Below are 26,181 nucleotides of genomic sequence, written 5' to 3' on the forward strand. Positions count from 1 at the left end.
TTCCACAATGTCTGCATTCTCTTATAGTTCTCATGAGATCTTATACCGTACATTTCATTTAAAGCCGATCTATTTTCTTAATATAGTGTTAATAAAATCTCAAGCGATCAATAAATTTCTGTAATTTCGTGATTGTTTAAATCAGGCAAAAGCCTAGAATATTTTATGACCACTCAAATGACTGCTGCACGACGCGGTATTGCAACTGATGAGATGAAGCAAGTTGCAAAAGATGAGGATGTTACTCTTGATTGGCTAATCCCAAAAATTGCAAAGGGCTCTATTATTATTCCAAGTAACAATTGCAGACCTCAAAAAATTCATAATGTTGGAATTGGTAAAGGTTTGAAAACTAAAGTCAATGTAAACATTGGAACTTCCACGTTAAATGTAAATCTTGAAGAAGAGATTGAAAAAGCAAAGGTTGCGGTAAAATATCATGCAGACACTATGATGGATCTTAGTGACGGTGGCGATGTAAAACATATTAGAAAAACCCTGTTAGAAACTGCTCCAATAACTTTTGGTACTGTTCCAATCTATGAAGCATACAATTATGGTGTTGAAGTTCACAAAAATCCCTTGAATCTTACTGAAGACGATTATCTCAACGCATTTGAAAATAATGCAAAAGATGGTGTTGACTATACCACTATCCATTGTGGAATTACAAAAGATATTGCAAAAAGAATCCTTAAAGTTCAAAGATATGGTGGAGTTGTTAGCAAAGGTGGTACCATTACTGCTGCATGGATGCTAAAACATGACAAAGAAAACCCATACCTGACTCACTATGACTATCTTGTGGAGATGGCCAAAAAATATGATGTTACTTTTAGCCTTGGAGATGCTCTTAGACCCGGTTCAATTTTAGACTCTCATGATGAACTACAAGTTCAAGAAATGATTAACATTTCGCAGTTAACTAAACGTGCACATGAACAAGATGTCCAAGTAATGGTTGAAGGACCTGGACATGTTCCGCTAAATGAAGTTGCAGCAAATGTTAGACTTGCCAAATCTTTGATTGGTGATGTTCCATATTATGTTCTAGGTCCATTAGTAACTGATGTTGCATCTGGCCATGATCATATTGCAAGTGCAATTGGTGCAGCTGTTTCTGCAAGTGAGGGTGTTGATCTTCTATGTTATCTTACTCCTTCAGAACATCTTGCATTACCTAATGCTGATGAAGTAAAGGCTGGATTAATTGCATATCGAATTGCAGCACATGCTGGTGATCTTGTAAAAATTCGTGATAAAGCGATCAAATGGGATATGGAGATGACTGAAGCTCGTCGTACATTGGACTGGGAAAAACAATTGGCTTTGTCTATTGATCCTGAAGAAGCCGCAAAAATTCACAGCAGAACCGGACAACATCCGGGTAATAATGTACCCTGTACTATGTGTGGCGGTGCATGTGTTTACATGATGTTGCCTCAACAAAAAAAATACGAGAAAGAAAACGAAAATCTACAACAAATTGAATAATACTTTTTCAAGACTAGGAACTGTTTCATAATCTTTTAACTCGTCTATTTTAATCCATTTAAAATCAGAATTTTCCCAATTGAGTTTGATGGTTGGATTTTTTGCTTCAAACAAAAATGGAAAAATTTCCCATTCATGATTTTGATATTGTGGCGAATTAACTCTCATCTCTTCAGCAGATTTTAGTAAAGTAATTTTATCTTCTGTGATTCCCACTTCTTCAAAAATTTCAATTTTTGCTCTCTTGAGTGGCTCTTCATTTTTTTCTATAATTCCGCTTACCCCTGCCCATAAGCCTTTCATGGTTTTAACTTCGTCACTTCGCTTTAGAATTAGTAATTTATCATTATCTTTGATAAAAGAAGTAACTATCTTTGTTGAGCGCATTTCCGTTATTTTTCAACGGCTTTGACCATCTTTGTTAGTTTCTTATAAGAATCATTGATGTCTGTATGTTTTGCCAATCTATCTTGGCAATCTTTGATATAGTTTACAACTTCTTCTGTTTTAGATTCTTGAACAGCAGTTAGTAGTCTTCCAATGTCTTTCCATAATTCTTCTGCAACTCTACGGATTTCTGGATTTGCAATTATGGTCTCAATTAATTCAGGTGATTCAGTCATAATACTTTCTGCTAATGTTTTTTGAACTCTGAAAGTTGTGCCTGACATTTTTTCTGTAAGTAGCATTTTTTCATCCTTTGAAACAATGTTTGCAAAAACTAAATTCATCAAATGTGTTAATCCTAAAATAACTGCAATCTTTTTGTCATGTTCTACTGCATCAATCGTGACAAAGTTAGCTCCCTCAAACAATGATTTTGTTACAGTTAATTCTTTTTTTGCATCTTTAATTGGAACTGAAATTATATTTTGACCTTTTATTGTTTTCACACCTGGTCCAAACATTGGATGAATACAAATCGGATTAATTTTTGCAGGCATTTTTGATAGTGATGAAACAACTTTGGATTTCTCAGATGAAATTTCAATTAGATATGTCCCTCTTTTCATCTCTTTCGCAATTAATCTGATGATTTCTGGTGTTCTTCTTGTAGGTGTACAGAGTACCACGTAATCCGCCTTGAGAATTGCTCCTACTAGAGAATCTGATTGTATGATTCCCTTGCCTGGAATTTTATTTTCTGAATCAAACCCTGTTACTTCAAATCCTTTATCTGCAAAATATTTGGCAAACCATTGCCCCATTTGTCCTCCTGCTCCAATTACTGTAACTTTCTTCATTGATTTTCACTCATGATATCCTTTAGTATATTCATTCCTTCAATTAGTGTCTTCTCGTCTTGACATGCAGAAATTCTAATGAAATTTTTGTAATCGCCAAATCCTTCCCCTGGTGCTACTGCTAATCCTTTCTCAAGTGTACTGTTTGCAAATTGCACTCCGTCAAATCCTTCTTTATTGACCCTTGCAAAAATGTACATTGCCCCATCTGGAATAACAATATCCAAATTCATTTCATTTGCTTTTTGAATCAACACATCTAGTCTATCCTGGACTGTCTTATTATTGTTAGACGTATCTGCATCTAATGCCTTCATGGCAATGTATTGAATTGGTTCTGATACATTAGTTAGACATAAAGCTTCTAGTTTTGCCATTTTTTCAATTATTTTTGGATCTGCAATTGCATATCCGATTCTAAACCCTGTCATAGCATGAGATTTTGAAAATGATTGTGTTACAATACTTTTTTCATACTTGTAACTCAGAATACTTTTCCAATTTGACTTTACATATTCTGAATAAATTTCATCACTTAAGACATAGAGATTGTTTTTCTTTGCAATTTCAATAATCTGATCTTGTAATTTCTCTGGAAGAATTTTCCCTGTTGGATTGTTTGGATAATTCAAAACAATAATTTTTGTATTTGTATTAATTGTATTTTGTATTTGTTCAATGGGAGGCTCCCATTTGTTTTCAAATGATGTGTTTATTGTTCTAACTTTGATTCCTGCATTTAGTGCACAGTCTTTGTAGGCAGGCCATGCAGGCTCAATTACAATCATTTCATCTCCTGGATTTAGAAGTGTAGTAATTGCTGTAAATATTGAGAATCTTGCACCTGGACTTACTATGATATTCTCTTGAGATACATTTGCATTGAATTTTTTACTTGCATGTTTTGCTAATGCCTCTCTAAATGCTGGCATTCCTTTTGCTTGTCCGTACTTTAGAAATCCCTTGTCAAATACTTCATCTAATGCATCTTTGACAATTGTTGGTGGCAAAAAGTCTGGTTCTCCTACTTCCATATGGATAATATTTTTCCCTTGCTGTTCCAATTCTTTTGCTTTAAGAAATATTGAGAGATGTGTTTGTTTGTTTGAGGATTGAACTTTGATTGATTCATTTAATAGAAAATTCAAAAATTTTGTAGCAATTTTTTCATCCAATCCGACATCTTGACACAGTGAAATTACTTTTCCACGTAGATTGTCTTCTCGTGTCTCATCAGTTACTCCTTTACCTATATTTTTCTTTACTTCTCCAATTTCTTTTGCAATGTCTGTTCTTGTTTTGAGTAACTTTATCATCTGAAGTGTTACTTCGTCCATTTTGTTACGAAGGTCGTTGATATCTGACATTTTCTTACAAAACAGGCTTGATTTGACCTGAAATTAGGGCATGATCTGCAATTGTCAATGCTACAAGTGAATCTACCACTGGTGGAGCTCTTGGAACAACACACGGGTCGTGTCTCCCTTTTACTTGTAATGTGGTCTCTTTTTTGGTCTTAATGTCAACTGTAGTTTGTTTTTGTGAAATTGATGATGCTGGTTTGAATGCTATTCTCATAGTAATGGGCATGCCATTGGAAATTCCTCCTAAAATTCCTCCTGAATTGTTTGTCTTTGTTATGATTTTGCCTCTTTTTACAGTATACAAGTCATTATTTTCAGAACCATAACGTTCTGAACCTCTGAATCCTGACCCAAATTCCACTCCTTTTACTGATGGAATAGAAAACATTGCTTTGCTCAAGTCTGATTCTAGTGAACTAAAAATTGGTTCTCCTAAACCAACTGGAACATTTGTTGTAACTGATTCGATTATTCCTCCTAATGAATCTCCTTTTTTTCTTGCATCTAAGATATTTGACCTCATCATCTTTGCTGTTTTAGTTTCAGGACACCTTACTTCATTTTTATAAATTGAATTAATCATTTTATCATTGAATTCTCTTTCCATCTTTATTTTTCCAATTTGTGATGTAAACGAATTTGTTTCTATTCCTAATGTTACTTTGAGAAGTTTTCTTGCAATTGCTCCCCCCATCACATGTGTTGCAGTTAATCTTCCTGAAAATCTTCCCCCTCCTCTATGATCATTGTATTGATTGTATTTCATCATGGCTGGATAGTCAGAATGTCCTGGTCTAAGTTTTGTCTTCAAATTCTCATAATCTTTTGATTTTTGATCACTGTTCCAAATTATCATTGTTATTGGTGCACCCGTTGTATGTCCTCTGAAAACCCCTGAGATGATTTCTACAATATCTCCTTCTTTTCTTTGTGTTGAAATTAAATTCTGACCTGGTTTTCTTTGGTCTAACATTTTTTGAATATCTTTTTCATCAATTTCTAATCCTGCTGGACATCCATCCAAAACTGCACCAATAGATTTTCCATGACTTTCACCAAAACTTGTCAACACAAGACGCTGACCAATAGAACTTCCCGGCAACACACTATCAAAGCTAAATGATGCTTATAATTCCTCATTCTGATTTTTTCAATTTTTCATGTATCTCTGGATTATTTTTTTTAATATAATTTAGGTATAATTACAATTTATACAATATTGAGTTATTTTATGAAATTATTATAATATATTCTTAAATATAATAATAACATACAGGATATATGGAAAAACGTGCAAATTTTACTGCATAATTTGCGCGGCCTTGCGAAAAAGACATGTTATCTACGCAAAAGCGTTGAGGGTGTGGAGAATGCTTTTCACCCTATACAAGGTCGCGCCTTTTACCCCATTTAGTTGATTTTTTTAAAATTACTCTGTTTGAATTGATGCCCCAATTCTGTTCATCTCTTCAACAAAATTAGGATATGACACTTGAACTGATTTTGGATCTGTAACAACACAATTTCCGATATACATCCCAGCAATACAAAATGCCATGAAAAGTCTATGATCATTTTCTGAATTTAGTTCAGCTCCTACAAGTTCTCCTGATGATTTCAAAATTAAGCCGTCATCTTTTTCTTGAATTTTAACTCCTAATTTTGTTAGTTCTCTTGATGTTATTGCAATCCTATCTGTTTCTTTTAGTCTTGCATGTTTTACATTGACGATTTCAATTGGATTTTCTGAATTTAATGCAAGTATTGATAGTGGTGGTAAAAGATCTGGTGAGTTGCTTAAATCAAATCTGCCTCCCTTTAGTTTTTCAGGAGATTTGATTTTAATTTCATTTTCATCAATATCAACTGTAACTCCTAACTGCTCTAATATGTCAATGAATACTTCGTCTCCTTGTGGTAAATTTCCAATGTTTCCTTTGATTACAGTTTCATCTCCATTTAGTACTGCTGCAGACAAAAGTAATGCAAGACTAGAAAAATCAATTGGAACTGTAAATGATGCTGTCTTGTACACTTGTGGTGAAATGTTGTATCTTTTATATGGAATCAATGTTTGAACACTTACGCCAAACTTTCTCATTGTTGCAATTGTTGCATCAAGATATGGTTTTGATACTAGATTATCTTTAATTGAAATATTAATTCCATTTTCAGTCAATGGTGCACTAATTAACAATGCAGAAATAAATTGACTAGAGAAATTTCCTGGAATTGTTACATCCCCTCCTGAAATTTTTCCTTTGATTTTGATTGGTGGTTTTCCATCAGTTGATTGACATTCTGCCCCTATACTTGATAGTGCATCTAAGAGGGGCTGCATGGGTCTTTTTTGAAGACTATCATCTCCTGTCAAAGTGATTTCTTCTGAAAACAAACCTGCAATTCCTGAGGCTATTCTGATTGTTGTTCCAGAGTTTTCAGTATTGATTTCAGGCACGATTTTGTCAAATTTTATGGGATTTTTCACAACTATTGATGAATTTTCTGTCTCAATCACTGCTCCAAATTTCTTACATGCTTCAATTGTTGCAATGGTGTCTGCTGATAACAATACGTTTTCCACTTTACTGTTGTTTCCTGCAAGTGATGCAAGAAAGATTGCTCTATGGGTATAGCTTTTGTTTGGAGGACAAACTATCTCTCCAGAGATTTTTGATTTTTTAACTTTACACTTCATGAACTTCAGCCTTTTTGTTACTGATTTTTGAAACTATGATCTTACCTTCTAATGTTGAAAATGCTTTTTTGATGTTTGCCTCGTTTTCTTTTTTTGTAATTGCTGCAATTGCTGGACCGTTTCCTGAAACCGATGCTCCCAAAGCTCCTTTTTCAATTAATCCTGTTATGACTTCAGGATTTGAACTAAGAATTGATGCAGTAGCTAATCCATTGATTATCATTGCTTCCCAATAGTTTGATTTCTTTGCTAAATTCCATGCATGATCAAAGACTGACGATAAAACTTTGAGCTTTTTCAAGTTTCCACGTTTTCTGTTTTTTGGAATAAAAATTATTGCAATTAAATTTGACGGGCCTTTCTCATAACTCATTCTTCTTTTCTTTGCATTGTCTGTGACATTAAACCCTCCATAATAACAAGAACATGCATCATCATATGCACCTGTTATGCTCACTTTTGATTCAATTGATGCATCAACACCTGCAAGTAAAATCTGTTGATCAGTAAACTTTGATTTGAAAATTTTTGCGCAACCTAATGCAACTGCTGAAGATATTGCACTAGAACTTTTCAATCCATACCCTGTAGGTATTTCTGATTCTAGTGTAATTGTTATTTTGTTTTGTTCTAGGTCTTTTTTTGAAACAATTTTTTCAACTGTTTTGTTAATTAAACGAGAACTAAGTGTCTTGTTCTCTGATTGAATGACTATTCCTTTTCCTGGTGATGTCTCAACTATGGCTTCAACCTTTAGGTCTATTCCTAATGTTGCTCCCTTTTGGTTTGCAATTGCATTTACTATTGAAACTGCACCATGAACTGTTGCCTTTGCTTTTGCCATCAAAATCCTCCTAACAGTGCTTTTTTCATGGCATTATAAGGTGCTTCCATACCGTGCCAAATCTCAAATGCTCTTACTGCTTGACCCAATAACATCTCATATCCAAAAATAATAATGGCGTTTTTTTCTTTTGCCTTTTTTAGAAAATCTGTGTGCATTGGCATATACACTATATCATAAACTACTGTTTTTTCATCAATTCCTTCAAGTGATATTGGACTGGGTTCTTTTTGCAATCCTATTGATGTTGCATTGACAATGATGTCGTAATTTTTTGCAGATTCTTCAACTTGATCAATAGTTATGGCACTTGCTTCAAGACTAATTTGTTGTGCAAATTCTACTAGACTGTTTGCATTCTCTATTGTTCTGTTTGCAATTGTGATTTTTTTTGCTTTTTCTTTTGCAAAACCTGCTACAATTGCTCTTGCAGCTCCTCCTGCACCTAATAACAATACGTTAGAATTTGCAATATCGATCTCTCTTTTCTTTAATGGTTCTAGAAAACCATCCATATCCGTATTGTATCCTTTTAGTACTCCATCGTTGTTTTCTACTGTATTTACTGCACCAATCAAACTACAGGACTCATCTATTTTGTCCAAATATTTCATCATTTCTACTTTGTGAGGAATTGTAACATTAAACCCATCAATCTTGACTTTCTTTAACCCATCAATCCCCTCTCCTAATTCATCTTTAGGAATTCTATATGCAATGTATGAGCAATCTAGATTCAATTCTCTAAATGCTGCACTATGAATATTAGGAGATAAAGAATGATTGATTGGATCTCCAATTACTGCAAATGTTTTTCCCATAATACCTTCGCGTAATATGATTGATTTAAACTCTCAATTGATACGGTGATTATTTTTTCAAATTTGTGATTTTATTTACTTCATCAACACTAAACTGACCTGGTGCAACGGGTTTTCCTAGTGAGACATATGTGTATGGACTGCCCAAATACAGGCACAAAATCCTTGAAATTCTACCAAAATCCCCCATGGCAAATGAGATTAGATTGTTTTTACCCCTCTTGCTGTACAATTCTAACATTCTTGTTGAATCGTCAGTTGATTTTGCAGTACTCACAATTTTGACAAAGTTTGAGAATTTACTCATTTGACTTATTTTCTTTTTTAATTCTGTTGAACTTGGAGTCTTTTTGAAATCGTGCCACGAAACAAGCAATTTTGTTTTTGTTGATTTTAGGTATTTTGTTAATGATGAATTTCTTTTCAAAGTGTTAAACTCTACATCTAGTAAAAATGGATTATATTCTGCAATTAATTTTATTATTGCAATTCTTTCTTTTTCATTTCCTGGAAATTGACCCCCTTCTGTTTTTGGTCTTAATGTGCATACTGATTTATTCAAATCTTTTTTGATTAGTTCTAATGTTTCTGGGATTTGTTCCATTTTTAGAAAATCAAATCTTATCTCCACAAAATCTGATTTTTTTAAAGCAATCTTTAATGTCTGTTTAACTTTGTTAGGTGTTTTTTCTGCAATGGACACACAAGTTTTGTATTTCATCTTATTTTTCTAAAATATATTCGTCTGAAACTTCCATACCAAAGTGTCTGCCTGTTGCAGGTTTTGAATGAACCATTACTGTGTCTCCTTTCTTGAGATGTGTAACTGATACTAGTTGTCCGTTTGGTTTTACAAAACGAATTGTCTCTGCATCTTGTGCAATAATTCCACCTATCTCTCCTCCTGCCTTGGCCTTGATCATTAACATTGGCCTTCTTTCAATTTTTGATCTTCCTACCGTGGCTCTTCTTGCCTTTCCTTTAGAATTTAGAATTAATACTTCTGAGCCTGTTTCTACCTCTGACAAATAGTTAGTTGTGCCATCTGGGGATAGGGTATAACAGTGTACTGCACCAGCATTTACTCTAAATGGTCTTGGTGATGTAAATGATGAGCCAACTGATTCATTGTGAACTAGAAACAAAAAGTTTGATCTACTTCCAATTAACATTCCTTCTCCTTTATGAAGCATTGATGCAGTATCTACACAAACTCTTTCTCCGTCCCCTACTTCTTTAATATCGATAATTTTTGCAGGTTTCATATCAAAACTTCTGGTTCCCAAGTAAACCATGGCTTCTCTGACTTCGTTAATTGAAGATGTGCTGAAAATTACCCCATCTACTCCTACTTCTAGAATCGAAAACATCTTTCTGACTTCTTCAGGAGTTCTTGCAATTGCAAAAATTTTGGTGTGTATCTTGTGTAGTTTTGCAATGATATTTTCTAATGGGATTATTTTCCAGTCTTTAACTTCTACAATTACAAAATCAAGGCCTTTTTTTGCTATAGTTAGAATGTCTTCAATGTCTGTATTTGATAACACTTGGAATTTCCTTCCAACTTTTTTACCCTTTGGTTTTGTTGCATTTTCTTTTTCAAGAACAACATAATTTGCATTGTTTGATGGATAAACTGTTTGTAACTTTGTCTTTTTCTTACCTAGTTTTTTTGGATCAAGGTATACCATTTTGATACCCTCTTCTTCTAACTGTGGTAATAGTTTGGATAATTGTGCCTGTGAGCCTTTGGGGGATATGATTAATTCTCTACTTTTACTCAATTTTCTTCATTGCTTCCTTTGCTGTACCTTTTCTGAAAATTATTTCAGCTAATGCTTCTACCATTTTCTCAGGTGCTTTATGTGCAAAGATGTTTCTTCCATATGTGACACCTTTTGCTCCTGCAGTTATGGCATCTTCAGTCATTTGAAGAATATCTAAATCTGTTTTTGCTTTTGGTCCACCTGCAATTACAATTGGAACTGGTGTACTCTTTACAACTTTTGAAAATGAATCAATGTCTCCTGTGTATAACGTCTTAACAATATCTGCTCCGCATTCTGCACCAATTCTTGCAACATGTGCAACAATTTCAGGATCGTGTGGATCTTTGATGTTCTCACCTCTTGGATACATCATTGCTAAAAGTGGCATGCCCCATCTGTGACATTGGTCTGCAGTTAATCCTAATTGCTCTAACATTTCAGGTTCTTCTTTTCCACCAATGTTGATATGCAATGATACTCCGTCTGCTCCTAATGCAACTGCTTCTTTTACAGTGCCAGTGAGCATTTTTCGATTAGGTGATAATGATAATGCTGTGCTACTTGAAAAATGAACTAAGACTCCTATTTTAGGTGGTTTTGGTAGTGATTTGATAATTCCTTTGTTAATTATTACACTTGTAAGGCCATGACCTTCACATTTGTAAATTGTTGATGCTGGGTCTTCAAGACCTTCAATAGGACCGTTTGAAATTCCATGATCCATTGGAATACATAACATTCTTCCTTTTCTAAGAATTCGATTAAGTCTAATTTGGCTACCGGATACCATGAGTTGATCTGCTTTTTGTGCCCTACTTAAAAATAACGTGAACCATTAATCTCAGATTCATTAAGATTTGAGCACAAATCCTCAATTGTTTTTTCTATCAAGGATTAAATAGAAATTCCAAAGGATGAAAGACAATTGAGTCAGACAACTGAACAACTGCAAAAAAGTGACATTAAAGATATTCTAGAAAATTCTCTTAATGGTAAAAGGCCTGGACCTGAAGACTGTATGAGATTGTTGGAATCTGATGATGTTCATTTGATGGGACTTGTATCTGGTCATTTGACAAGAAAACAATTTGGAAAAAAAGCATCCTTTGTGAATAATATCATTTTGAATTATACTAATGTCTGTATTACTGATTGTAAGTTTTGTGCATTTTACAGATCCCCTGGTGCTGATGATTCTTACACATTGACTTTAGATCAAATTGAATCACGTGTAAAAACTGCATGGGATATGTTTAAGATCAGGCAAGTTCTGATTCAAGGCGGTCATAACCCAAATCTGAAAATTGAATACTATGAAGATGCATTTAGAATGATTAGGGAGAAATTCCCTAAAGTTGGAGTTCATGGATTATCAACATCAGAAATTGATATGATTGCAAGAGTTGAAAAATCCTCTACAAAGGAAATTTTGTCAAGACTCAAAGATGCTGGTTTACAATCAATGCCTGGAGCAGGTGCTGAAATTTTAACTGACTCTGTTAAAGAAATCATCAGTCCAAAGAAAATCTCTAGTGATGATTGGATTAGAATTATGGATGAATCTCATTCTCTTGGAATTCCGTCTTCTGCAACAATGATGTATGGACATGTAGAAAACAAAAACGATATTGTTGAACACTTTTTCAAACTTGTAAAACTACAAGAAAAAACCAAAGGATTCATGGCCTTTATTCCTTGGAACTTTGAGCCAAACAATACACTGATGCATGAAGAGGGTTTAGTTGAATATGGTACTGGTGGAATTCAACTCTTGAAAATGATTGCAATATCTAGATTAATCTTTGATGGTCTTATCCCTCACATTCAATCCTCATGGTTGACAAATGGTATTGGTATGGCTCAACTGGCACTACAATATGGTGCTGATGACTTTGGTGGAACTTTGATTGGAGAAGAAGTAGTTTCTTGTACTGGTGCCCGCTCAACTGAACTTACTGACAAAATAATCATAGATGCAATTCATCAAATTGGGTACTCTGTAGAAGAGAGAGATAATTTCTATAATCCTATATCTGTATCATAGTCCATAATCCGACCATTTAGAATCAACTAGATTCTTTGTCTCTTCATCAACTTTTACTTGTTGTTGAATCTCTCTTTCATAACCTTCTTCTTTTGTTTTCTGCGTTGCATCAATTCCCATCTTAGAACCCAAATTGACAAGTGGTGATGCTGGATCAAGTGTGTCTGTTGGGGCATTGTTGATTATTGTAGTGTCTCTTGCTGCATCTGCCCTTGTTGTAATTGCCCAAATCACATCATTGATGTCATGAACGTTGATGTCTTCATCTACTACTACAAACATCTTAGTTAGTGATAACTGTCCCATTCCCCATAATCCCATCATTACTTTTTTTGCTTGACCTGGGTATCTCTTTTTAATTGAAATTATTGCAAATCCTTGGAACCAACCAGCTGCTGGCATGCTGAAATCAACTACTTCTGGATGGAACATTTGAATTAGTGGCAAAAATGAACGCTCAATTACTTTTCCAATGTATGCATCCTCAAGAATTGGTTTTCCCACAACTGTTGTAACATAGATTGGATTTTTTCTTCTCATTATTCCTGTTAATGTGAAAGTTGGGTATGGTTCAACCGGTGTATAATATCCTGTATGGTCCCCAAATGGGCCTTCATCTCTAATGTCTGCTGGATCTACATATCCTTCCAAAACAATTTCTGCATTTGCTGGAACATCCAAATCAATTGTTTTACATTTTACAGTTTTAATGCCTTCTTTTCTTGTGATTCCTGCAAACAAGTATTTGTCAAGTCCTTCTGGCACTGGGGCAATAGATGAAAATACTGTTGCAGGTTCTCCTCCAATAATTATGGCAGTGGGAATTTTTTCTCCCCTGTCCTTTGAAATATCTCCATGATGAGCTCCTCTCTTGTGTTTTTGCCAATGCATTAATGCATGTGTCTTATCTACAATCTGCATTCTGTATACTCCGAGATTTCTAACTCCTGTTTCTGGATGTTTTGTTGCAACTAAACCCAATGTGATGAATCGTCCTGCATCATTTGGCCAAGATTTCAATATTGGCAAATCCTCAAATGATGCATCAGTAGATGTGATTTCTGTTACGGGTCCACCAACTTCTGATTTTGGAAAAGATGCTGTCATCTTTGATAGTTCTGGAAGTTTTTTTATTTTGTTTAACAAACCTGATGGTACATCCATCTTTGTCATGTCAGCAATGCGTTGTCCTATTTCAATAAAGTCTGTCATTTCAAGTCCTATCTCTAATCTTTTCATAGAACCAAATGCATTTCCTAAAACTGGCATATCGAAATCTTTTACATTTTCAAAAAGAATTGCAGGTCCATCTGAATACATCTCTCTTCTCATAATTTCTGCAATCTCTAAATTCGAATCAACTTGTGTCTTGACTCTCTTTAATTCTCCATTTTTTTCAAGTTCTGAAATAAACTCTTGAATATCTTCTATTGGCACATTAATTCTGAATCTGGTTCAAGTATAAGCTTAACTGGATTTTAGGAAAAAACTCTTGAATTGTTTTTATTTTTTTATTAAATAATCCTCTCAAAGTACATAATAGATTCTATGTATCAGAACTTATATGAAAAACATTGTCTTTCTGAGTTTTTTGATATTCTTTACAATGTCTTTTACTCTTGTTGATGTATATGGACAATCTGATAATGAACAATCTTCTGAAACAGTTGTGTGCTCTGAAGATTATGAACTAGTCTTCAAACCTTCTGGCGATTCTTCGATATGTGTAAAATCTTCAAGTGTTGAGAATTTTCTTAATAGAGGATACACACTTCCTATTGCAACCCAAGAAAATCTACGTGTTGGATTATTATTTTCAACTTCTGGTGATTACTCTACATATGGACTTGAAAGCCAACATGCTGCATTATTAGCTATTGATGATTTCAATGAATATTTGAAATACATTGAAAATGAACAAACACTCTTAATTCCTGAAGTAGTTTCTCTCCAAAGTGATCCTGAACATACTTTGGAACAAGTAAAAAAACTGCATCTTGATGGAGTAGATGTTTTCATTGGACCTGAAACAAGTGCAGAACTTGAATTTATCAAACCTTATGTTGATTCTGAAGGACTATTGATTATTAGCACATCTTCAACTGCTCCTTCTTTGGCAATAGAAGATAATATTTTCCGACTTGTTCCTGATGATACCCATCAGACTCGATTACTTGCTCTTCTTGCAGAATCTGCCGGCAGTCCTACTTTGTTTCTTTTAGTTCGTGATGATACATGGGGTAATGAATTTGCAAATGCTTTCGATGAATCTTATTCGGGAGATATTTTGATGATACGTTATGATCCAGTGTCTCCTCTCTATGAACAAACTTTACAACAATTATCTGAATTAATTGCCTCCGAAATAACCGCCTCCGAAATAACTACCTCCGATGTTAGAGTTGGTATGATTGGATTTGGTGAATCTGCTGAATTTTTATCTCGTGCAACTCAATTTGATATACTTGATGATGTTCGATGGATTGGAACTGATTCTAATGCAAATGAGCAACAAATAGTTGAAAATGAAAAAGCCGTTGAATTTGCACAAAAGGTTTCATTTAGAGCACTTCAGTTTTCAGCTGACACTGAAAGTGTTGCTTATCAAGAAATCGAAACAAAACTTTTTGGAAAACTAGGGCACTTACCAGACACTTATGCATTTACTGCATATGATGCTGTATGGATATTGGGCTTGAGTATGTTAAATGCAGCAAGCACTAATCCAAATGATTTAGCATTAGAAATTCCATCTACTATCCCTTCTTACAACGGTGCTCTGGGGAATTTAGAATTAAACGACGCTGGTGATTTAGTCTCTGATAATTACGCTATTTGGTCTATTGTGGATGGTGTTTGGTACAAAGGCAATTATGCAAAAAATATGGAATCTGGACTAATCGAACTTGTTGAAACTGATTTAGAAGAAATTGCTTCTCAAGAAACTATTTTGGAAAAATCGTCCCCTATCGATGACAATGAGATCCCTATAGAACAAACATCTACTACAGATGATGAGATCCCTATAGAACAAACATCTACTACAGATGATGAACTATCTATTCTTGTAAACTTGTTAATTGTTTTGATTATTGGGATATCTGCAATAGCGGGATTTGCCATTTGGAAACTTCGAACTCTATCACTAAAGATGAAGAACTCTATTCATACGCAAAAAATTGAACCGGAACCAGAACCAACACCGAAACCAGAACCAACACCGGAACCAGAACCGACACCGGAACCAGAACCGACACCGGAACCAGAACCGACACCGGAACCAGAACCGACACCGGAACCAGAACCGACACCGGAACCAGAACCGACACCGGAACCAGAACCGACACCGGAACCAGAACCGACACCGGAACCAGTTGAACCCAAAGACTCTGTTAAATTATTGTCTTCTAAGGAAATTCTCCAAAAATGTATTCAAACACATTCAACACTTATGACTGATAAAGAAATTGATTTTTCAGATTCATCCATCAAAAATATAAAGTTTGTATCTAATGAAAAATCGATTTTAGAAATTTTTTCAAATTTAATTCGTGCTTCTCATCATTTGGTTGGATCTTATGGTCAAATTGAGATTGGTGTCAATGATGATGAGGACATTACATTTTTTGTCAAAGACAACGGAAATGGAATTTCAAAAGAAGAACAAGATAAAGTATTTGATGAAAATAATGGTCCTTTAGGATTGATGACAACAAAAGAACTAGTTCAAGATATGGGTGGTAAAATTTGGATTGAAAGTGTTTCTTTTCTAGGAACTACTTTTCATTTTTCAATCCCAGTACATCCTAATTCTTAAAATCATTTTCAATCCCTTAATCCTTTTTCCATAGCGATACTTCTTAGATCGAAATTGGACAAAATATCTACTGAAAATCTCTTTTACATTGGAGGTAGTTCTTTCTTTTTATCATGTCCGCCAGAACCAAATTTGCAGTAGAAGCATAATTCTGATTCCATGTATTTTAGTTGCTCCACTTGGATTGCACCAAGTTTTAGTGCAATTTTTGTAAGAATCTTGTACTTTAGTGGCATTGCTGGAATTACTTCATCCATGTAAACTCTATAGTGATCGGGACAAAACTTCAGCGTAACTTTGGCAGGTTCTTTACCCTTCTCGTTTACTTGTTTTGTAAAATTGATCTGTTCTCGAATGTATTCGTGTTTTGGGCATGGGCAATCTTTTCCACCTGGGTGTTTGTATGCAGGTGTATTTTTCCAGTCAAAATCTGGAAACTCTTTCTCAAAGTCGTCCATGTGATCCATTATCAATTTGTGCTTATAAAACTTGATCAAACTTGTCTATGGTAATAACCCAAATGCTCATAAACCCCGGATTATCCATCCAGTTTATGGCAGCTGCTAAAAAGCAAACTAAAAAAGATCTTGAAGACAAGATTGCCGAATTAGAAGCAAAGCTAAACTCACTTTCATCTCAGCTTTCAAAACCAGCAGAAACAAAACCAGCAGAAACAAAACCAGCAGAAACAAAACCTGCTGAGACAAAACCTGCTGAGACAAAACCAGCTGAGACAAAACCTGCTGAAACAGCAAAACCAAAACCAACCTTGCCAAAAGGTACTGCAGAAAAACCAGCAGAAGTGAAACCAGCTGAGACAAAACCTGCTGAAACAGCAAAACCAAAACCAACCTTGCCAAAAGGTATGGAAGAAAAACCAGCAGAAACTCCTAAACCACAGGAAGCTCCAAAACCAGCTGAGACAACAGCACAACCTCCAGCAACAGTACAAGATGCTTTAGAGGCCGCATACTATGATGCCCCGATGACTGATTTCCATCAGTACAGAGCAAAAGTAACAGGTTATTCTCCAGCTCCTAACAGATACTTTGTTAGATTGACTGCTCCTGTTGGTAAAGTTCCAACAACTGATTGGAACCAACAAAAAGCTACAGTCACTGGTTACACAGCATGTTCAAACCAATACTATGCAACAAGAGCAAGATTGGCATATCATCCTGCTGACAAAACATTTGGAGCCTTTAGTGGAGTAAACATGAGTGTTGAAGGCGTTGCTGCACAAGCACAACAAGCACCAACACCAGAACCACCTAAACCAAAAGGTACACTTCCAAAAGGATTCTAATTCAAAAACATCTTTTATTTTCTATTTTTAATAATAATATTTTTCTTTGATCATATTCTACACTTTACATGCCTCCAAAAACTATCTGTCCTAATTGTAAACAAAACGAATGGCTTGAAAATCAAGAACTAGGTTATCTTCCGAGAGTGATAAAATTGGATAATGGACAGTATGCTGCTGATACTGAAAATGGAACTCATGTGAGAATTTGGAGATGTAACAATTGCATGTATGTGATGCAATTTTGGGAACCAGATTAGATGAAAATTGATTTTTTGAAATTATAATTTTTACACATTATCAATTGATTTTACGAATTTTTTTCATCAATGATTGGGTCATGAACAAAATGTAAATAAACAATGTATTCTCTATTGTAAGAAATGGCAGCAAAGCGAAAAGCAAGTACAAAGAAAGATCTTGAAGCAAAGATCGCCGAACTCGAAGCAAAACTATCTAAACTCTCATCAGAAATTGATGCCAAACCAGCTGATACCGCAAAACCAGCAGAAACTAAACCAGCTGAGACAAAACCAGCAGAAGTGAAACCAGCTGAGACAAAACCTGCTGAAACAGCAAAACCAAAACCAACCTTGCCAAAAGGTACAGCAGAAAAACCAGCAGAATCTCCTAAACCACAGGAAGCTCCAAAACCAGCTGAGACAACAGCACAACCTCCAGCAACTCCTAACGAAGCTTTAGAATCTGCATATTATGATGCTCCAACATCTGACTTCCATCAGTACCGAGCAAAAGTAACAGGCTATTCTCCAGCTCCTAACAGATACTTTGTTAGAATGACTGCTCCTGTTGGTAAAGTTCCAACAACTGATTGGAACCAACAAAAAGCTACAGTCACTGGTTACACAGCATGTTCAAACCAATACTATGCAACAAGAGCAAGATTGGCATATCATCCTGCTGATAAAAGATTTGGATCTTTTAGTGGAGTAAACATGAGTTTTGATGGTGTTGAAATTAAAGAACAAACACAACAAGCACCCCCACCACCACAAGAACCACCAAAACCTTCTGGTACACTTCCAAAAGGAATGGGTGATGCACCACAAACTAGTGCAAGTAGTGGAGATGGAAAATCAAGACAAGAACAACTAGAAGACTACGAAAAAGATTACTTGCAAAGAATTGAACAAGAAAAAGCAGAACGTGAACAAGCTTACCAAGAAGCACTTGAAGCAGAAGTTGAATCAAGAGCTAAACAAACACGTGGTAGCTTGCCAAAAGGTTTTGAACCTGCACCGGAACCAGAACCCGAACCTGCAAAACCAAAAGGTACACTTCCAAAAGGTTTCTGACCTTTCACCTTTTTACTTTATTTTATTCTAAATTTTTAAAATCTTCAAACACTTGTTTGGCATGTCCTGCAGGCTTTACTTTTGGATATATTTTGAAAATCTTTCCCTTTTCATCTACTAGAAAAGTACTTCTCATAACTCCCATGTACTCTCTACCCATGAATTTTTTCAAACCCCAAACTCCAAATGATTTTGAAATCTCTTTGTCTACGTCTGCTAAAAGTGGAAATTTAATTCCCATTTTATCACAGAATTTTTTGTGTGAATCTACATCGTCTGAACTGACTCCCACAATTTCGATTCCTTCTTTTTGAAATTTTTTGTAGTCTTTTGCAAACTCATCTGCTTCAGTTGTACACCCTGGAGTGAAATCTTTGGGGTAAAAATAGATGACATGTTTTTTACCTTTAAAATCTGATGATTTTACTTTATTTCCATTTGAATCATTGACTTGAAATTTTGGAACTTTTTCTCCTTCTTCGATCATGTTCTGTGATTTGATTTTCTATAATTAATTACTTTTTGACCTGGTATAATCACTAATCTAGTCCGAATCTTTTATATGGTAATTGGCGGGGCTGTTGCATATGGTATCACCACGAAATTGGCTTGCAGAAGCAATTTCCACATTCGCATTGGTCTTCTTTGGTCCATTGTCTGTAATTTTGGCTGCAGCAGTTTTTGGTGAAGGATTAACCATTGAAGGAATTATTATGATATCTTTGGGTCACGGTACTGCAATTGCATTTATGGTATATGCATTTGGACATATTTCTGGTGCTCACATTAATCCTGCTGTCACTATTCCTATGATGATTACCAGAAAAATTGGAATCGCAGACGGAATTGGATATATTGTATTTCAAATAATTGGTGCAGTTATTGCAACTGGTACTTTAATCGCTTTATTCCCTGAAATCGGAAAACCTGTTTTCTGGGGTGCACATGGCGGTCCAAGTGATTTACTTGGTGGTAGTTTGATGTCTGGATTAGTACTTGAAATGATTATGACTTTCTTCTTAGTTGTTGTAATCTTTATGACCGCAGTTCACAAGAAAGCTCCAAAGAGTGTTTATGGTGCAGTAATTGGTGGAATGGTTTTCTTACTTCACTTGGTGGGAGTGCCTTTGACTGGTGCATCTATGAACCCTGCAAGATCTTTGTCTCCTACATTACTTTCTGGAGATGCTGGATTGTGGGAAGTTCAATGGCTCTATTGGGTTGGTCCAATAGTCGGCGGTATTATTGCTGGGTTGATAATGAATTACATCTATGTCAACAAAACAGAAAAAGAAGCATAATCCCAACATTTTTAAAAATTTGAAATCCTTTTTCCATTATGAATTCTACTGATGAAATTTCTTCAATGCTTGATACCGAATCTCAAAAACTTGAAAATCTCATCTCAAACATATCTGATGAGATGGGAATTCATGAAATCGTAGAGACATACTATCAGGTCATGAATGTATCTTCAATGATTTCCATGCTTAAACAACAATTAGATTCTGTCACTCACAAGGCTTTACTAGAACAAATTGATAAAACTGAACAACTCATTTCAGAAAAATTCAACACTATACTACATCCCAAAATCTTAGAAAACCTTTCAAATTCTATTCAAGAAACAACCACTAAACTCCAGTCAAACTCTGGTGAAAAAACCAAAGAAGAAATTGAAAATGAATCTCAAATGTTTGAAGACCTAAGAAAAAAAATGAGTACCAAAGAGTTTGTTGAACAATATGACAAAGGATTGGCATGATTGAACAACTAGCAAAACATCTTGTCTCTCTAAAAAAAGAATTTGAAAAAACATATTCTGGAAAAAGCCAAATGCAAGAAGTCATACCCGTTTCTACTTCTGAACTATTTCCAATCAAACAACAAGATTTAGAATTACTGCACCAATTTGCTACAAAGAATCCTATCTATTACAACTCGTATGAAGACACTATTAATAATACAAAATGCATTGTCTATGAAGGTGACATCAACAAGTATTGGTTGAATAGTATTCAACATGGTTCTAGTAACGCCCCTTTTTCTCCAACTTGGATAATGTCTGCATATATTGCAGTATTGATGGCAAAAGATCTTGGATATTCTGAAGTCATTGATATTGGTTCAGGTGATGGCAGAATTGCTTTTTGTGCAAAAGTATTGGATATGGAAGCATACAGTATTGAACTTGATGAACAATTAGTAGACCTTCAAAAAATGCTTGTCACTATACTTGACTTTCATCCCTTTTGTTCTGATGCTATAACATTTGATTATGCATCTTTGAATTTGAACAACTCTGTATTTTTCATTGGGGGGCTTGCTCAAATGGGTGGTGTTGCTTTGGCAACTGGAGTTATTGACAAGATTGTGTCTCAAGAGTTTTGGAAAAAAACTGGATGGGTTTTTGCAGGTACGTATTCTCAAAAATACGCCCCAGACCCTAAAAATGAGGCTGGTTGGGGAACTCTGATTGGAAATAACAAACTACGTAAGATATACACGATTTCTCTACCAACTGTTTGGACGTTTCATGAAACTGATGAAACACCATACATTTTTGCTGAATCTTTGTAATCGCAATCCAAATTAAGCGCAGATTTGCCAAAGTTTTCGGACTCGTTGCATAGCTTGGATAGTGCGAACGCTTGCGGAGCGTTAGGTCGCCGGTTCGAATCCGGTCGGGTCCGCCTTTCTCACGTTCTTTTTAAGTTCCACCATGCAAAAATAGCTGATTCACGTTGAAGATACACAGAGAAGAATTGCAACAACAAAGAGAAGAATTGCCGATCGAACTATTCTATGCTGGATGTAAATCTCCTGAAACCAAGAAAAAATACACTAGGACATTGAACAAAATTTTGTGTGATGTTCTTGAGGATGTCCTTGAAGGAACATTTGAACAGAGAGCAAACCAGTTAGTATCATATTCTCAAGAAAACCCAAAATGGATTCAAGGTGTTTTACTGCAATTATCTGAAAAACTCCGAAAAAGGACAGAACTTTCACCAGATCATGCAGACTATCTGAATCCTACATCTGTTAATAATTACTTCAAACCTTTGAGAAAATTACTGGACATGAATGACATTCCAGTATCATGGAAACGAATCTATGCAACATTTCCTGAACTAGATAATGTATCTGAATCAAGAGGTTATACATTACAAGAAATTCAAAAACTGTTACAACATGCAAACGGTGCAATAGATAGGGCAATTATTTTGATTGCATCAAGCTCTGGAATTCGGGTTGGAGGTTTTGAATTAAAATGGAAAGATATTGTTCCTGTATACCAAGTTGATGAAAAAATAACTTTTGACATTACAGAATCTCAAGAAAAACAAGCAGAGATTGTTTGTGCCATGATAAGCATCTATAATGATTCTAATCAGAAATATCCTGCTTTTATTACTCCTGAAGCATATGATGCACTCCTGAACTACAAGATGGAATGGATAAAAGAAGTTGGACGAGAACCCAAGCCAGATGAACCCATTTTCAAACGTGAAGGAATTCTCCCAATTCCAGCAAAACCTACTGCAATCAAACAACGAATGGAAAGAATACTTGGGCGCTCAGGAATTCGAATGCCTTTGGTAACAGGAAAACGAAGACACGATGTTCCTGTTATGAATGGCTTTAGAAGATTTTGGAACAAGACCTGTAATGAAACGACTTCCAAAGACTCTCCTTTGGCATCATTGATCAAAAAAGAATACTTGATGGGACATTCCGGACTGGTTAAAACTAACAAGAATTACTTTAAAACCCAAATCTCAGAACTGATTGAAGAATATCTTTCAGTAGTTCCAAATCTCACGATATCAAATGAGAAACGTTTGAGGTTAGAGAACAAAAAGAAAACAGAAAAGATTGAAAAACTGGAACAACAGCAAAAAGAAATTGAAAATCTCAAACTAGAGGTAAAGCGAATAGATATCAAAAACAAAATTTCAGACGCTCTTAAAAAGAGATTCATAGAATGGGCTGAAGAAAATCCAGACAAAGCAAATGCAATACAAATAGCAAAAACAGGTTTGGGCAAAATGGATATTGATGACATTGTTGAACATTTAATTTCAAAACATGATGGTGATATTGGAGAGTATCTGGAAAGAATTTCATTATCTAATATTTCAGTTAAAGATGAATAATGGTTAAACCAATGGGCAAACTTACATTATCCCAAGGTAATGCAACACTTGATCAAGTAATACAATTACTTAGTAAATTCAATTTCCCAAAAAGTAGTAACGAAGTGGTAAAAATAAAAAGTGAGTTAAATGATACAAAGAATTTTTCGATATTAAATTCAACTTTCAAAGTTTTACAAACTACTTTTGTTACAGAATACAATACAAATCCTCACAGGGTACTTTGTAGTACATTTTTTAAAAAACGTGTCAATGTAACGATAAAATTCAATGTACAAGGATTGAACGATATAAGACTAGACAAAATTTGGGGCAATATGATTAGATACAGAGCAAAATCAAGAGATGTTCTAATCAAACTAGATAATATTTTACATAATGGATCTCATACTGAAGAAGAGAAATGTATCAGTATTAGTTACTTGTATCTTGCAAGCATTGATGGTGTTTATGGAAAAAATCTGAAAGATGTTGTAATATTTGATATGTTATCAAAGAACGAAAAAGTTGATTATCGGAAAATTGAAAGAATGAAACTAGGTGAAATTATAGAATATTTTAAAAATATTGAAAAATCAGAATGTCTTTTTGATGGGTGGAATGAAGAAATAAGAAATGCAATAGCGCACTCATCATTTTGGTATGATTCAAACAAACAAAAAATAATCTATGAAGAACGTCGTAAAAACATCATTAATGAAAAAACTAAAGAAGAAGTTTCAGAGATGATAGAAAAACTAACAGATATTGATGAATTGGTATTTTTCTACAATCAAATTTTCAGAATTGACAAAGTAATCGATGACTTAAGATAGATACACACTGTCCAAAGACAGATACTCATTTTTCAGAATTTTTCTTGAATTCTGACCTTTGTCTCTCTAATTCTTCCACTAATTCGTCCCCAAATTCAAAGTCACAGGAATTGTGTAGACACATCTCCAGAGATGCTTTGACAAAATCATTGATTGACTCTCCAAGAAGATTACACCTTTCCCTTAGTTCTTCATGCAAATCATTTGGTATGCGAGCAGAAACAGTTCGAGACATTTGTTTACAGTAGTTTACATCATTTTTTGATTTTTAAGAATACTCAAAAATGTGGAACTCAACAGATTCGAACAAATATTACATTAGTAATATGCCCTAAAGGAAAAACTATCTATGGTTTTTACATAACTGTCTGTTTTTACCTCTAGTTCTTCTAATACTGCTTTTATCATTGTTTCAAAATACATTGCCCAATTACTTCCTAATCTGTGGCGTATCACCATCTTTATGCTGTCCTCACTCTTAATTTCTTTAAATGGGATGTTTGAAGAATTAAACCATGATTCCAAAGTCCTAACTGTTGATTCTAAATCGTATTTACCATAAAGATACATTGTTGTATCTTTGAAAAATTCTTTACACATAGTTCCTGCCATTTTTGTTACCTCTTCTTTAGGCATGGAATTAAACAGTTTTTTGAGTAGTTGTTTTCTAACTGATGTAAAATCAAGATCTTGAAATACTGTCCCTTCTTCTACATGGTTTGTGATTATTTGATTTACTAGTGTATTTACTGTCATATTTTTTGAATCTGCCTCTTTAGATATTTTTTCTTTAATCTTTTCATTTACTCGTATGCTCATTACATCTGTTTTTTTCTCCATCTTCCACATTTATCAAAAAATAGTTTTTAAAGATACGCGTTAAAAAAAATCAAAAGATATTGAAATGAGATTCTTAAATAATATTATTGCATATGTATTTTATGAATTCATGTGATGTTATTCTAGTTGATGATGATGTACCTTTAGTTGATTCATATTCAGACATTTTAACACTTAATGGAATCTCAGTTGTGGCTGTATGTCATGATGGGAAATCTGCTGTAGACTTGTTTAAGAAACATAGACCATGTGTGACTATTTTGGATATGCAAATGCCAAAATATGATGGGTCTTATGCAATAAAACATATCAAAGAACTTGATCATAATGCAAAAATTATTGTATTAACTGCATATCCTGAAATTGAGCCTGATTTAGAAGATATATCTGCTGTAGTTCAAAAACCTACGAACACTGATGATTTTATTGAAGTAATCAAATGTGTTTGCACATCTCCAAAAACATAATTTTTTGTGCCTAGATGTATACAATTGATCAGATTGTAAACCTCGTAATTATATGACAAAAACATACTATTATGTTATGAACATTCCTCTACTTTCACTTGTTGTTTTTTCTGTGCTTTTATTTGGGTTAATTGAAATAACAAATGCCTATGGGGAATCTTTCTCATATTCTGAACAATTACGGTATGCTACCCTGTCTGAAAAAATGACAGGGCATGTAATTGCAAGCTATGAAAACATAAGCGATGGCAATGATCGATTGGCAAAACTACACCTAACGCATCCATTCGAAGAAGAATTTGACAATATGAGATCTTTTTATGATCATTATGTGGACTTTGAAAGCAAAGCAGAGTATATTTTGTATGTTGTTTCGAATATGCATGACGATGATAAAGATGTGTTTGATCAACAAGCAAAAGAGATACTGTTCCTGGCAAAACAAGGCAAGAAGGTAATTATTGATGATGACTTGCTCCATGACAAATATTTTAATCTATTAACTGCAAGCTCATTACTTGAATCCTCTAAAATAGAATTGATAGAGTCTGAGAATTCATCTGGGGAATACAGTTTGTTGGAATACCAAGATGCATTTGGTTTTGCAGTAAGGGCCCACATGATTATTGATGCTATCCAGTACCTACCTCCAGAATTCAAAAGTAACACGGAAGCAAAGTTCACAAAATTATTTTATGCATTTGGAAACTCTAAAGACATTAAACAGATAATGCAAATTGAAGAAGAAATAATTTTAGAAATATACAACTATGTTATTGAACATAAACCCACATTCAAAGATCCTGTTAATGAACAAGTTGAAAAAGAACGAATAGTATTAATAAAAACAAAAGAGTTTGTAAATGAAGAGTTATCTGTCTTTGTTGGGGAGAATTTTCCAGAAAACACTAATGTAATCATTAGTTACACTTCATCAAACTCTGATGAACTTTCAACTCTGGATGTGAATACTACTTCTGAAGGAGAATTTTTTGTTCCTATTGAATTTATTTCTGATAATGCTACCTATTTCGTGCAAGTTACTTGTGCAGAACTTACAACTAATCATATGCTTGTTGTTGATTTGGAGTCCAAAACTTAGGGTATTTTCATGACTTTGAAATATTATTTTAAAAATCAAACATCTATGTATTCCCGATTTTTATTAATCGCATTTTTTGC

The 26,181-nt window shown here is 34.5% G+C and carries 28 protein-coding genes and 1 tRNA gene; 14 read left to right on the top strand and 15 right to left on the bottom strand.

The window, feature by feature from the left end:
- The first annotated feature begins 165 nt into the window (after positions 1 to 165).
- Positions 166 to 1,494, top strand: coding sequence for a phosphomethylpyrimidine synthase ThiC (gene thiC, locus ACQY2P_RS01285; protein ID WP_428326613.1), 1,329 nt, complete (start codon positions 166 to 168; stop codon positions 1,492 to 1,494).
- Here the strand turns inward: thiC and ACQY2P_RS01290 are convergent.
- The 10 genes from ACQY2P_RS01290 to ACQY2P_RS01335 form a co-directional block, all read right to left on the bottom strand.
- Positions 1,477 to 1,881 (bottom strand): NUDIX domain-containing protein, encoded by a 405-nt coding sequence (locus ACQY2P_RS01290; protein ID WP_428326614.1) that lies wholly within the window; start codon positions 1,879 to 1,881, stop codon positions 1,477 to 1,479. The genes thiC and ACQY2P_RS01290 overlap by 18 nt on opposite strands.
- 5 nt (positions 1,882 to 1,886) lie before the next feature.
- Positions 1,887 to 2,738: a prephenate dehydrogenase/arogenate dehydrogenase family protein gene (locus ACQY2P_RS01295; RefSeq protein ID WP_428326615.1), complete on the bottom strand. Its 852-nt coding sequence runs from the start codon at positions 2,736 to 2,738 to the stop codon at positions 1,887 to 1,889.
- A complete protein-coding gene (locus tag ACQY2P_RS01300) occupies positions 2,735 to 4,105 on the bottom strand; it encodes an aminotransferase class I/II-fold pyridoxal phosphate-dependent enzyme (protein WP_428326616.1) in 1,371 nt (456 codons plus the stop codon). Before ACQY2P_RS01300 ends, ACQY2P_RS01295 begins: the two co-directional genes overlap by 4 nt.
- Before the next feature lie 4 nt (positions 4,106 to 4,109).
- Positions 4,110 to 5,207: a chorismate synthase gene (gene aroC, locus ACQY2P_RS01305; RefSeq protein ID WP_428326617.1), complete on the bottom strand. Its 1,098-nt coding sequence runs from the start codon at positions 5,205 to 5,207 to the stop codon at positions 4,110 to 4,112.
- A 324-nt stretch (positions 5,208 to 5,531) separates the two neighbouring features.
- Positions 5,532 to 6,800, bottom strand: a complete 1,269-nt coding sequence (gene aroA, locus ACQY2P_RS01310; RefSeq protein WP_428326618.1) for a 3-phosphoshikimate 1-carboxyvinyltransferase — start codon at positions 6,798 to 6,800, stop codon at positions 5,532 to 5,534.
- Positions 6,790 to 7,644 carry a shikimate kinase gene (locus ACQY2P_RS01315; protein WP_428326619.1) on the bottom strand — a complete coding sequence of 285 codons (855 nt, stop codon included), beginning with the start codon at positions 7,642 to 7,644 and terminating at the stop codon, positions 6,790 to 6,792. The genes aroA and ACQY2P_RS01315 overlap by 11 nt, the downstream gene beginning before the upstream one ends.
- Positions 7,644 to 8,465: a shikimate dehydrogenase gene (aroE, locus tag ACQY2P_RS01320; protein ID WP_428326620.1), complete on the bottom strand. Its 822-nt coding sequence runs from the start codon at positions 8,463 to 8,465 to the stop codon at positions 7,644 to 7,646. The genes ACQY2P_RS01315 and aroE overlap by 1 nt, the downstream gene beginning before the upstream one ends.
- A 49-nt stretch (positions 8,466 to 8,514) precedes the next feature.
- Positions 8,515 to 9,186 (bottom strand): type I 3-dehydroquinate dehydratase, encoded by a 672-nt coding sequence (gene aroD / locus ACQY2P_RS01325; protein ID WP_428326621.1) that lies wholly within the window; start codon positions 9,184 to 9,186, stop codon positions 8,515 to 8,517.
- Position 9,187: 1 nt separating this feature from the next.
- A complete protein-coding gene (locus tag ACQY2P_RS01330) occupies positions 9,188 to 10,249 on the bottom strand; it encodes a 3-dehydroquinate synthase II (RefSeq protein ID WP_428326622.1) in 1,062 nt (353 codons plus the stop codon).
- Positions 10,242 to 11,024 carry a 2-amino-3,7-dideoxy-D-threo-hept-6-ulosonate synthase gene (locus ACQY2P_RS01335; protein WP_428326623.1) on the bottom strand — a complete coding sequence of 261 codons (783 nt, stop codon included), beginning with the start codon at positions 11,022 to 11,024 and terminating at the stop codon, positions 10,242 to 10,244. The genes ACQY2P_RS01330 and ACQY2P_RS01335 overlap by 8 nt, the downstream gene beginning before the upstream one ends.
- Before the next feature lie 135 nt (positions 11,025 to 11,159).
- On the opposite strand from ACQY2P_RS01335, the gene ACQY2P_RS01340 reads away from it, so the two are divergent.
- A complete protein-coding gene (locus ACQY2P_RS01340; protein ID WP_428326624.1) occupies positions 11,160 to 12,278 on the top strand; it encodes a radical SAM protein in 1,119 nt (372 codons plus the stop codon).
- Here ACQY2P_RS01340 and ACQY2P_RS01345 read toward each other — a convergent pair.
- Positions 12,273 to 13,715, bottom strand: a complete 1,443-nt coding sequence (locus tag ACQY2P_RS01345) for a menaquinone biosynthesis decarboxylase (protein WP_428326625.1) — start codon at positions 13,713 to 13,715, stop codon at positions 12,273 to 12,275. The two genes, ACQY2P_RS01340 and ACQY2P_RS01345, sit on opposite strands and share 6 nt — an antisense overlap.
- A gap of 169 nt (positions 13,716 to 13,884) precedes the next feature.
- On the opposite strand from ACQY2P_RS01345, the gene ACQY2P_RS01350 reads away from it, so the two are divergent.
- Positions 13,885 to 16,095, top strand: coding sequence for an ABC transporter substrate-binding protein (locus tag ACQY2P_RS01350; protein WP_428326626.1), 2,211 nt, complete (start codon positions 13,885 to 13,887; stop codon positions 16,093 to 16,095).
- Between the two features lie 83 nt (positions 16,096 to 16,178).
- Here ACQY2P_RS01350 and ACQY2P_RS01355 read toward each other — a convergent pair whose 3' ends face one another.
- On the bottom strand, positions 16,179 to 16,553 hold the full coding sequence (locus ACQY2P_RS01355) for a hypothetical protein (RefSeq protein WP_428326627.1): 375 nt from the start codon (positions 16,551 to 16,553) through the stop codon (positions 16,179 to 16,181).
- A 95-nt stretch (positions 16,554 to 16,648) separates the two neighbouring features.
- Between ACQY2P_RS01355 and ACQY2P_RS01360 the strand changes: the two genes are divergently transcribed.
- From ACQY2P_RS01360 to ACQY2P_RS01370, 3 genes are all read left to right on the top strand, one after another.
- Positions 16,649 to 17,401 carry a trans-sialidase gene (locus ACQY2P_RS01360; protein ID WP_428326628.1) on the top strand — a complete coding sequence of 251 codons (753 nt, stop codon included), beginning with the start codon at positions 16,649 to 16,651 and terminating at the stop codon, positions 17,399 to 17,401.
- A gap of 68 nt (positions 17,402 to 17,469) precedes the next feature.
- The gene (locus ACQY2P_RS01365; protein ID WP_428326629.1) at positions 17,470 to 17,661 is read left to right on the top strand and encodes a hypothetical protein; all 192 of its coding nucleotides are present in this window, start codon (positions 17,470 to 17,472) and stop codon (positions 17,659 to 17,661) included.
- 123 nt (positions 17,662 to 17,784) lie between these two features.
- Positions 17,785 to 18,717, top strand: coding sequence for a trans-sialidase (locus ACQY2P_RS01370; RefSeq protein WP_428326630.1), 933 nt, complete (start codon positions 17,785 to 17,787; stop codon positions 18,715 to 18,717).
- 22 nt (positions 18,718 to 18,739) lie between these two features.
- Here ACQY2P_RS01370 and bcp read toward each other — a convergent pair whose 3' ends face one another.
- Entirely contained in the window at positions 18,740 to 19,204 is a 465-nt protein-coding gene (bcp, locus tag ACQY2P_RS01375; protein WP_428326631.1) for a thioredoxin-dependent thiol peroxidase, read from the bottom strand.
- Between the two features lie 100 nt (positions 19,205 to 19,304).
- Between bcp and ACQY2P_RS01380 the strand changes: the two genes are divergently transcribed.
- The 6 genes from ACQY2P_RS01380 (at position 19,305) to ACQY2P_RS01405 (ending at position 23,692) form a co-directional block, all read left to right on the top strand.
- Positions 19,305 to 20,018 (top strand): MIP/aquaporin family protein, encoded by a 714-nt coding sequence (locus ACQY2P_RS01380; RefSeq protein ID WP_428326632.1) that lies wholly within the window; start codon positions 19,305 to 19,307, stop codon positions 20,016 to 20,018.
- A 38-nt stretch (positions 20,019 to 20,056) separates the two neighbouring features.
- The gene (locus ACQY2P_RS01385; protein WP_428326633.1) at positions 20,057 to 20,482 is read left to right on the top strand and encodes a hypothetical protein; all 426 of its coding nucleotides are present in this window, start codon (positions 20,057 to 20,059) and stop codon (positions 20,480 to 20,482) included.
- Positions 20,479 to 21,297 (top strand): hypothetical protein, encoded by an 819-nt coding sequence (locus tag ACQY2P_RS01390; protein WP_428326634.1) that lies wholly within the window; start codon positions 20,479 to 20,481, stop codon positions 21,295 to 21,297. The genes ACQY2P_RS01385 and ACQY2P_RS01390 overlap by 4 nt, the downstream gene beginning before the upstream one ends.
- A gap of 38 nt (positions 21,298 to 21,335) precedes the next feature.
- A tRNA-Arg gene (locus ACQY2P_RS01395) sits at positions 21,336 to 21,410 on the top strand.
- Positions 21,411 to 21,461: 51 nt separating this feature from the next.
- On the top strand, positions 21,462 to 22,877 hold the full coding sequence (locus ACQY2P_RS01400) for an integrase (RefSeq protein WP_428326635.1): 1,416 nt from the start codon (positions 21,462 to 21,464) through the stop codon (positions 22,875 to 22,877).
- Complete coding sequence (locus tag ACQY2P_RS01405; RefSeq protein WP_428326636.1) at positions 22,877 to 23,692, top strand: hypothetical protein; 816 nt, start codon at positions 22,877 to 22,879, stop codon at positions 23,690 to 23,692. The genes ACQY2P_RS01400 and ACQY2P_RS01405 overlap by 1 nt, the downstream gene beginning before the upstream one ends.
- Positions 23,693 to 23,717: 25 nt before the next feature.
- On the opposite strand, the gene ACQY2P_RS01410 is transcribed toward ACQY2P_RS01405, so the two are convergent.
- Entirely contained in the window at positions 23,718 to 23,927 is a 210-nt protein-coding gene (locus ACQY2P_RS01410; RefSeq protein ID WP_428326637.1) for a YlcI/YnfO family protein, read from the bottom strand.
- A gap of 83 nt (positions 23,928 to 24,010) precedes the next feature.
- Positions 24,011 to 24,532: a hypothetical protein gene (locus ACQY2P_RS01415; protein ID WP_428326638.1), complete on the bottom strand. Its 522-nt coding sequence runs from the start codon at positions 24,530 to 24,532 to the stop codon at positions 24,011 to 24,013.
- Positions 24,533 to 24,633: 101 nt separating this feature from the next.
- On the opposite strand from ACQY2P_RS01415, the gene ACQY2P_RS01420 reads away from it, so the two are divergent.
- Together ACQY2P_RS01420 and ACQY2P_RS01425 are read left to right on the top strand one after the other, a co-directional pair.
- The gene (locus tag ACQY2P_RS01420; RefSeq protein WP_428326639.1) at positions 24,634 to 24,999 is read left to right on the top strand and encodes a response regulator; all 366 of its coding nucleotides are present in this window, start codon (positions 24,634 to 24,636) and stop codon (positions 24,997 to 24,999) included.
- 76 nt (positions 25,000 to 25,075) lie between these two features.
- The gene (locus tag ACQY2P_RS01425; protein WP_428326640.1) at positions 25,076 to 26,101 is read left to right on the top strand and encodes a hypothetical protein; all 1,026 of its coding nucleotides are present in this window, start codon (positions 25,076 to 25,078) and stop codon (positions 26,099 to 26,101) included.
- Positions 26,102 to 26,181 lie beyond the last annotated feature (80 nt).

Origin of the sequence: Candidatus Nitrosopumilus sp., from assembly GCF_965262695.1 — an archaeon.
In the GTDB taxonomy this organism is placed as follows: Archaea; Thermoproteota; Nitrososphaeria; order Nitrososphaerales; family Nitrosopumilaceae; genus Nitrosopumilus.

Coding starts and splice junctions, on each gene's coding strand:
- thiC (WP_428326613.1), top strand. CDS start 166: ATGACCACTCAAATGACTGCTGCACGACGCGGTATTGCAACTGATGAG.
- ACQY2P_RS01290 (WP_428326614.1), bottom strand. CDS start 1,881: ATGCGCTCAACAAAGATAGTTACTTCTTTTATCAAAGATAATGATAAA.
- ACQY2P_RS01295 (WP_428326615.1), bottom strand. CDS start 2,738: ATGAAGAAAGTTACAGTAATTGGAGCAGGAGGACAAATGGGGCAATGG.
- ACQY2P_RS01300 (WP_428326616.1), bottom strand. CDS start 4,105: ATGTCAGATATCAACGACCTTCGTAACAAAATGGACGAAGTAACACTT.
- aroA (WP_428326618.1), bottom strand. CDS start 6,800: ATGAAGTGTAAAGTTAAAAAATCAAAAATCTCTGGAGAGATAGTTTGT.
- ACQY2P_RS01315 (WP_428326619.1), bottom strand. CDS start 7,644: ATGGCAAAAGCAAAGGCAACAGTTCATGGTGCAGTTTCAATAGTAAAT.
- aroE (WP_428326620.1), bottom strand. CDS start 8,465: ATGGGAAAAACATTTGCAGTAATTGGAGATCCAATCAATCATTCTTTA.
- aroD (WP_428326621.1), bottom strand. CDS start 9,186: ATGAAATACAAAACTTGTGTGTCCATTGCAGAAAAAACACCTAACAAA.
- ACQY2P_RS01335 (WP_428326623.1), bottom strand. CDS start 11,024: ATGGTATCCGGTAGCCAAATTAGACTTAATCGAATTCTTAGAAAAGGA.
- ACQY2P_RS01350 (WP_428326626.1), top strand. CDS start 13,885: ATGTCTTTTACTCTTGTTGATGTATATGGACAATCTGATAATGAACAA.
- ACQY2P_RS01355 (WP_428326627.1), bottom strand. CDS start 16,553: ATGGACGACTTTGAGAAAGAGTTTCCAGATTTTGACTGGAAAAATACA.
- ACQY2P_RS01360 (WP_428326628.1), top strand. CDS start 16,649: ATGGCAGCTGCTAAAAAGCAAACTAAAAAAGATCTTGAAGACAAGATT.
- ACQY2P_RS01365 (WP_428326629.1), top strand. CDS start 17,470: ATGCCTCCAAAAACTATCTGTCCTAATTGTAAACAAAACGAATGGCTT.
- ACQY2P_RS01370 (WP_428326630.1), top strand. CDS start 17,785: ATGGCAGCAAAGCGAAAAGCAAGTACAAAGAAAGATCTTGAAGCAAAG.
- bcp (WP_428326631.1), bottom strand. CDS start 19,204: ATGATCGAAGAAGGAGAAAAAGTTCCAAAATTTCAAGTCAATGATTCA.
- ACQY2P_RS01380 (WP_428326632.1), top strand. CDS start 19,305: ATGGTATCACCACGAAATTGGCTTGCAGAAGCAATTTCCACATTCGCA.
- ACQY2P_RS01385 (WP_428326633.1), top strand. CDS start 20,057: ATGAATTCTACTGATGAAATTTCTTCAATGCTTGATACCGAATCTCAA.
- ACQY2P_RS01390 (WP_428326634.1), top strand. CDS start 20,479: ATGATTGAACAACTAGCAAAACATCTTGTCTCTCTAAAAAAAGAATTT.
- ACQY2P_RS01405 (WP_428326636.1), top strand. CDS start 22,877: ATGGTTAAACCAATGGGCAAACTTACATTATCCCAAGGTAATGCAACA.
- ACQY2P_RS01410 (WP_428326637.1), bottom strand. CDS start 23,927: ATGTCTCGAACTGTTTCTGCTCGCATACCAAATGATTTGCATGAAGAA.
- ACQY2P_RS01415 (WP_428326638.1), bottom strand. CDS start 24,532: ATGGAGAAAAAAACAGATGTAATGAGCATACGAGTAAATGAAAAGATT.
- ACQY2P_RS01420 (WP_428326639.1), top strand. CDS start 24,634: ATGAATTCATGTGATGTTATTCTAGTTGATGATGATGTACCTTTAGTT.
- ACQY2P_RS01425 (WP_428326640.1), top strand. CDS start 25,076: ATGAACATTCCTCTACTTTCACTTGTTGTTTTTTCTGTGCTTTTATTT.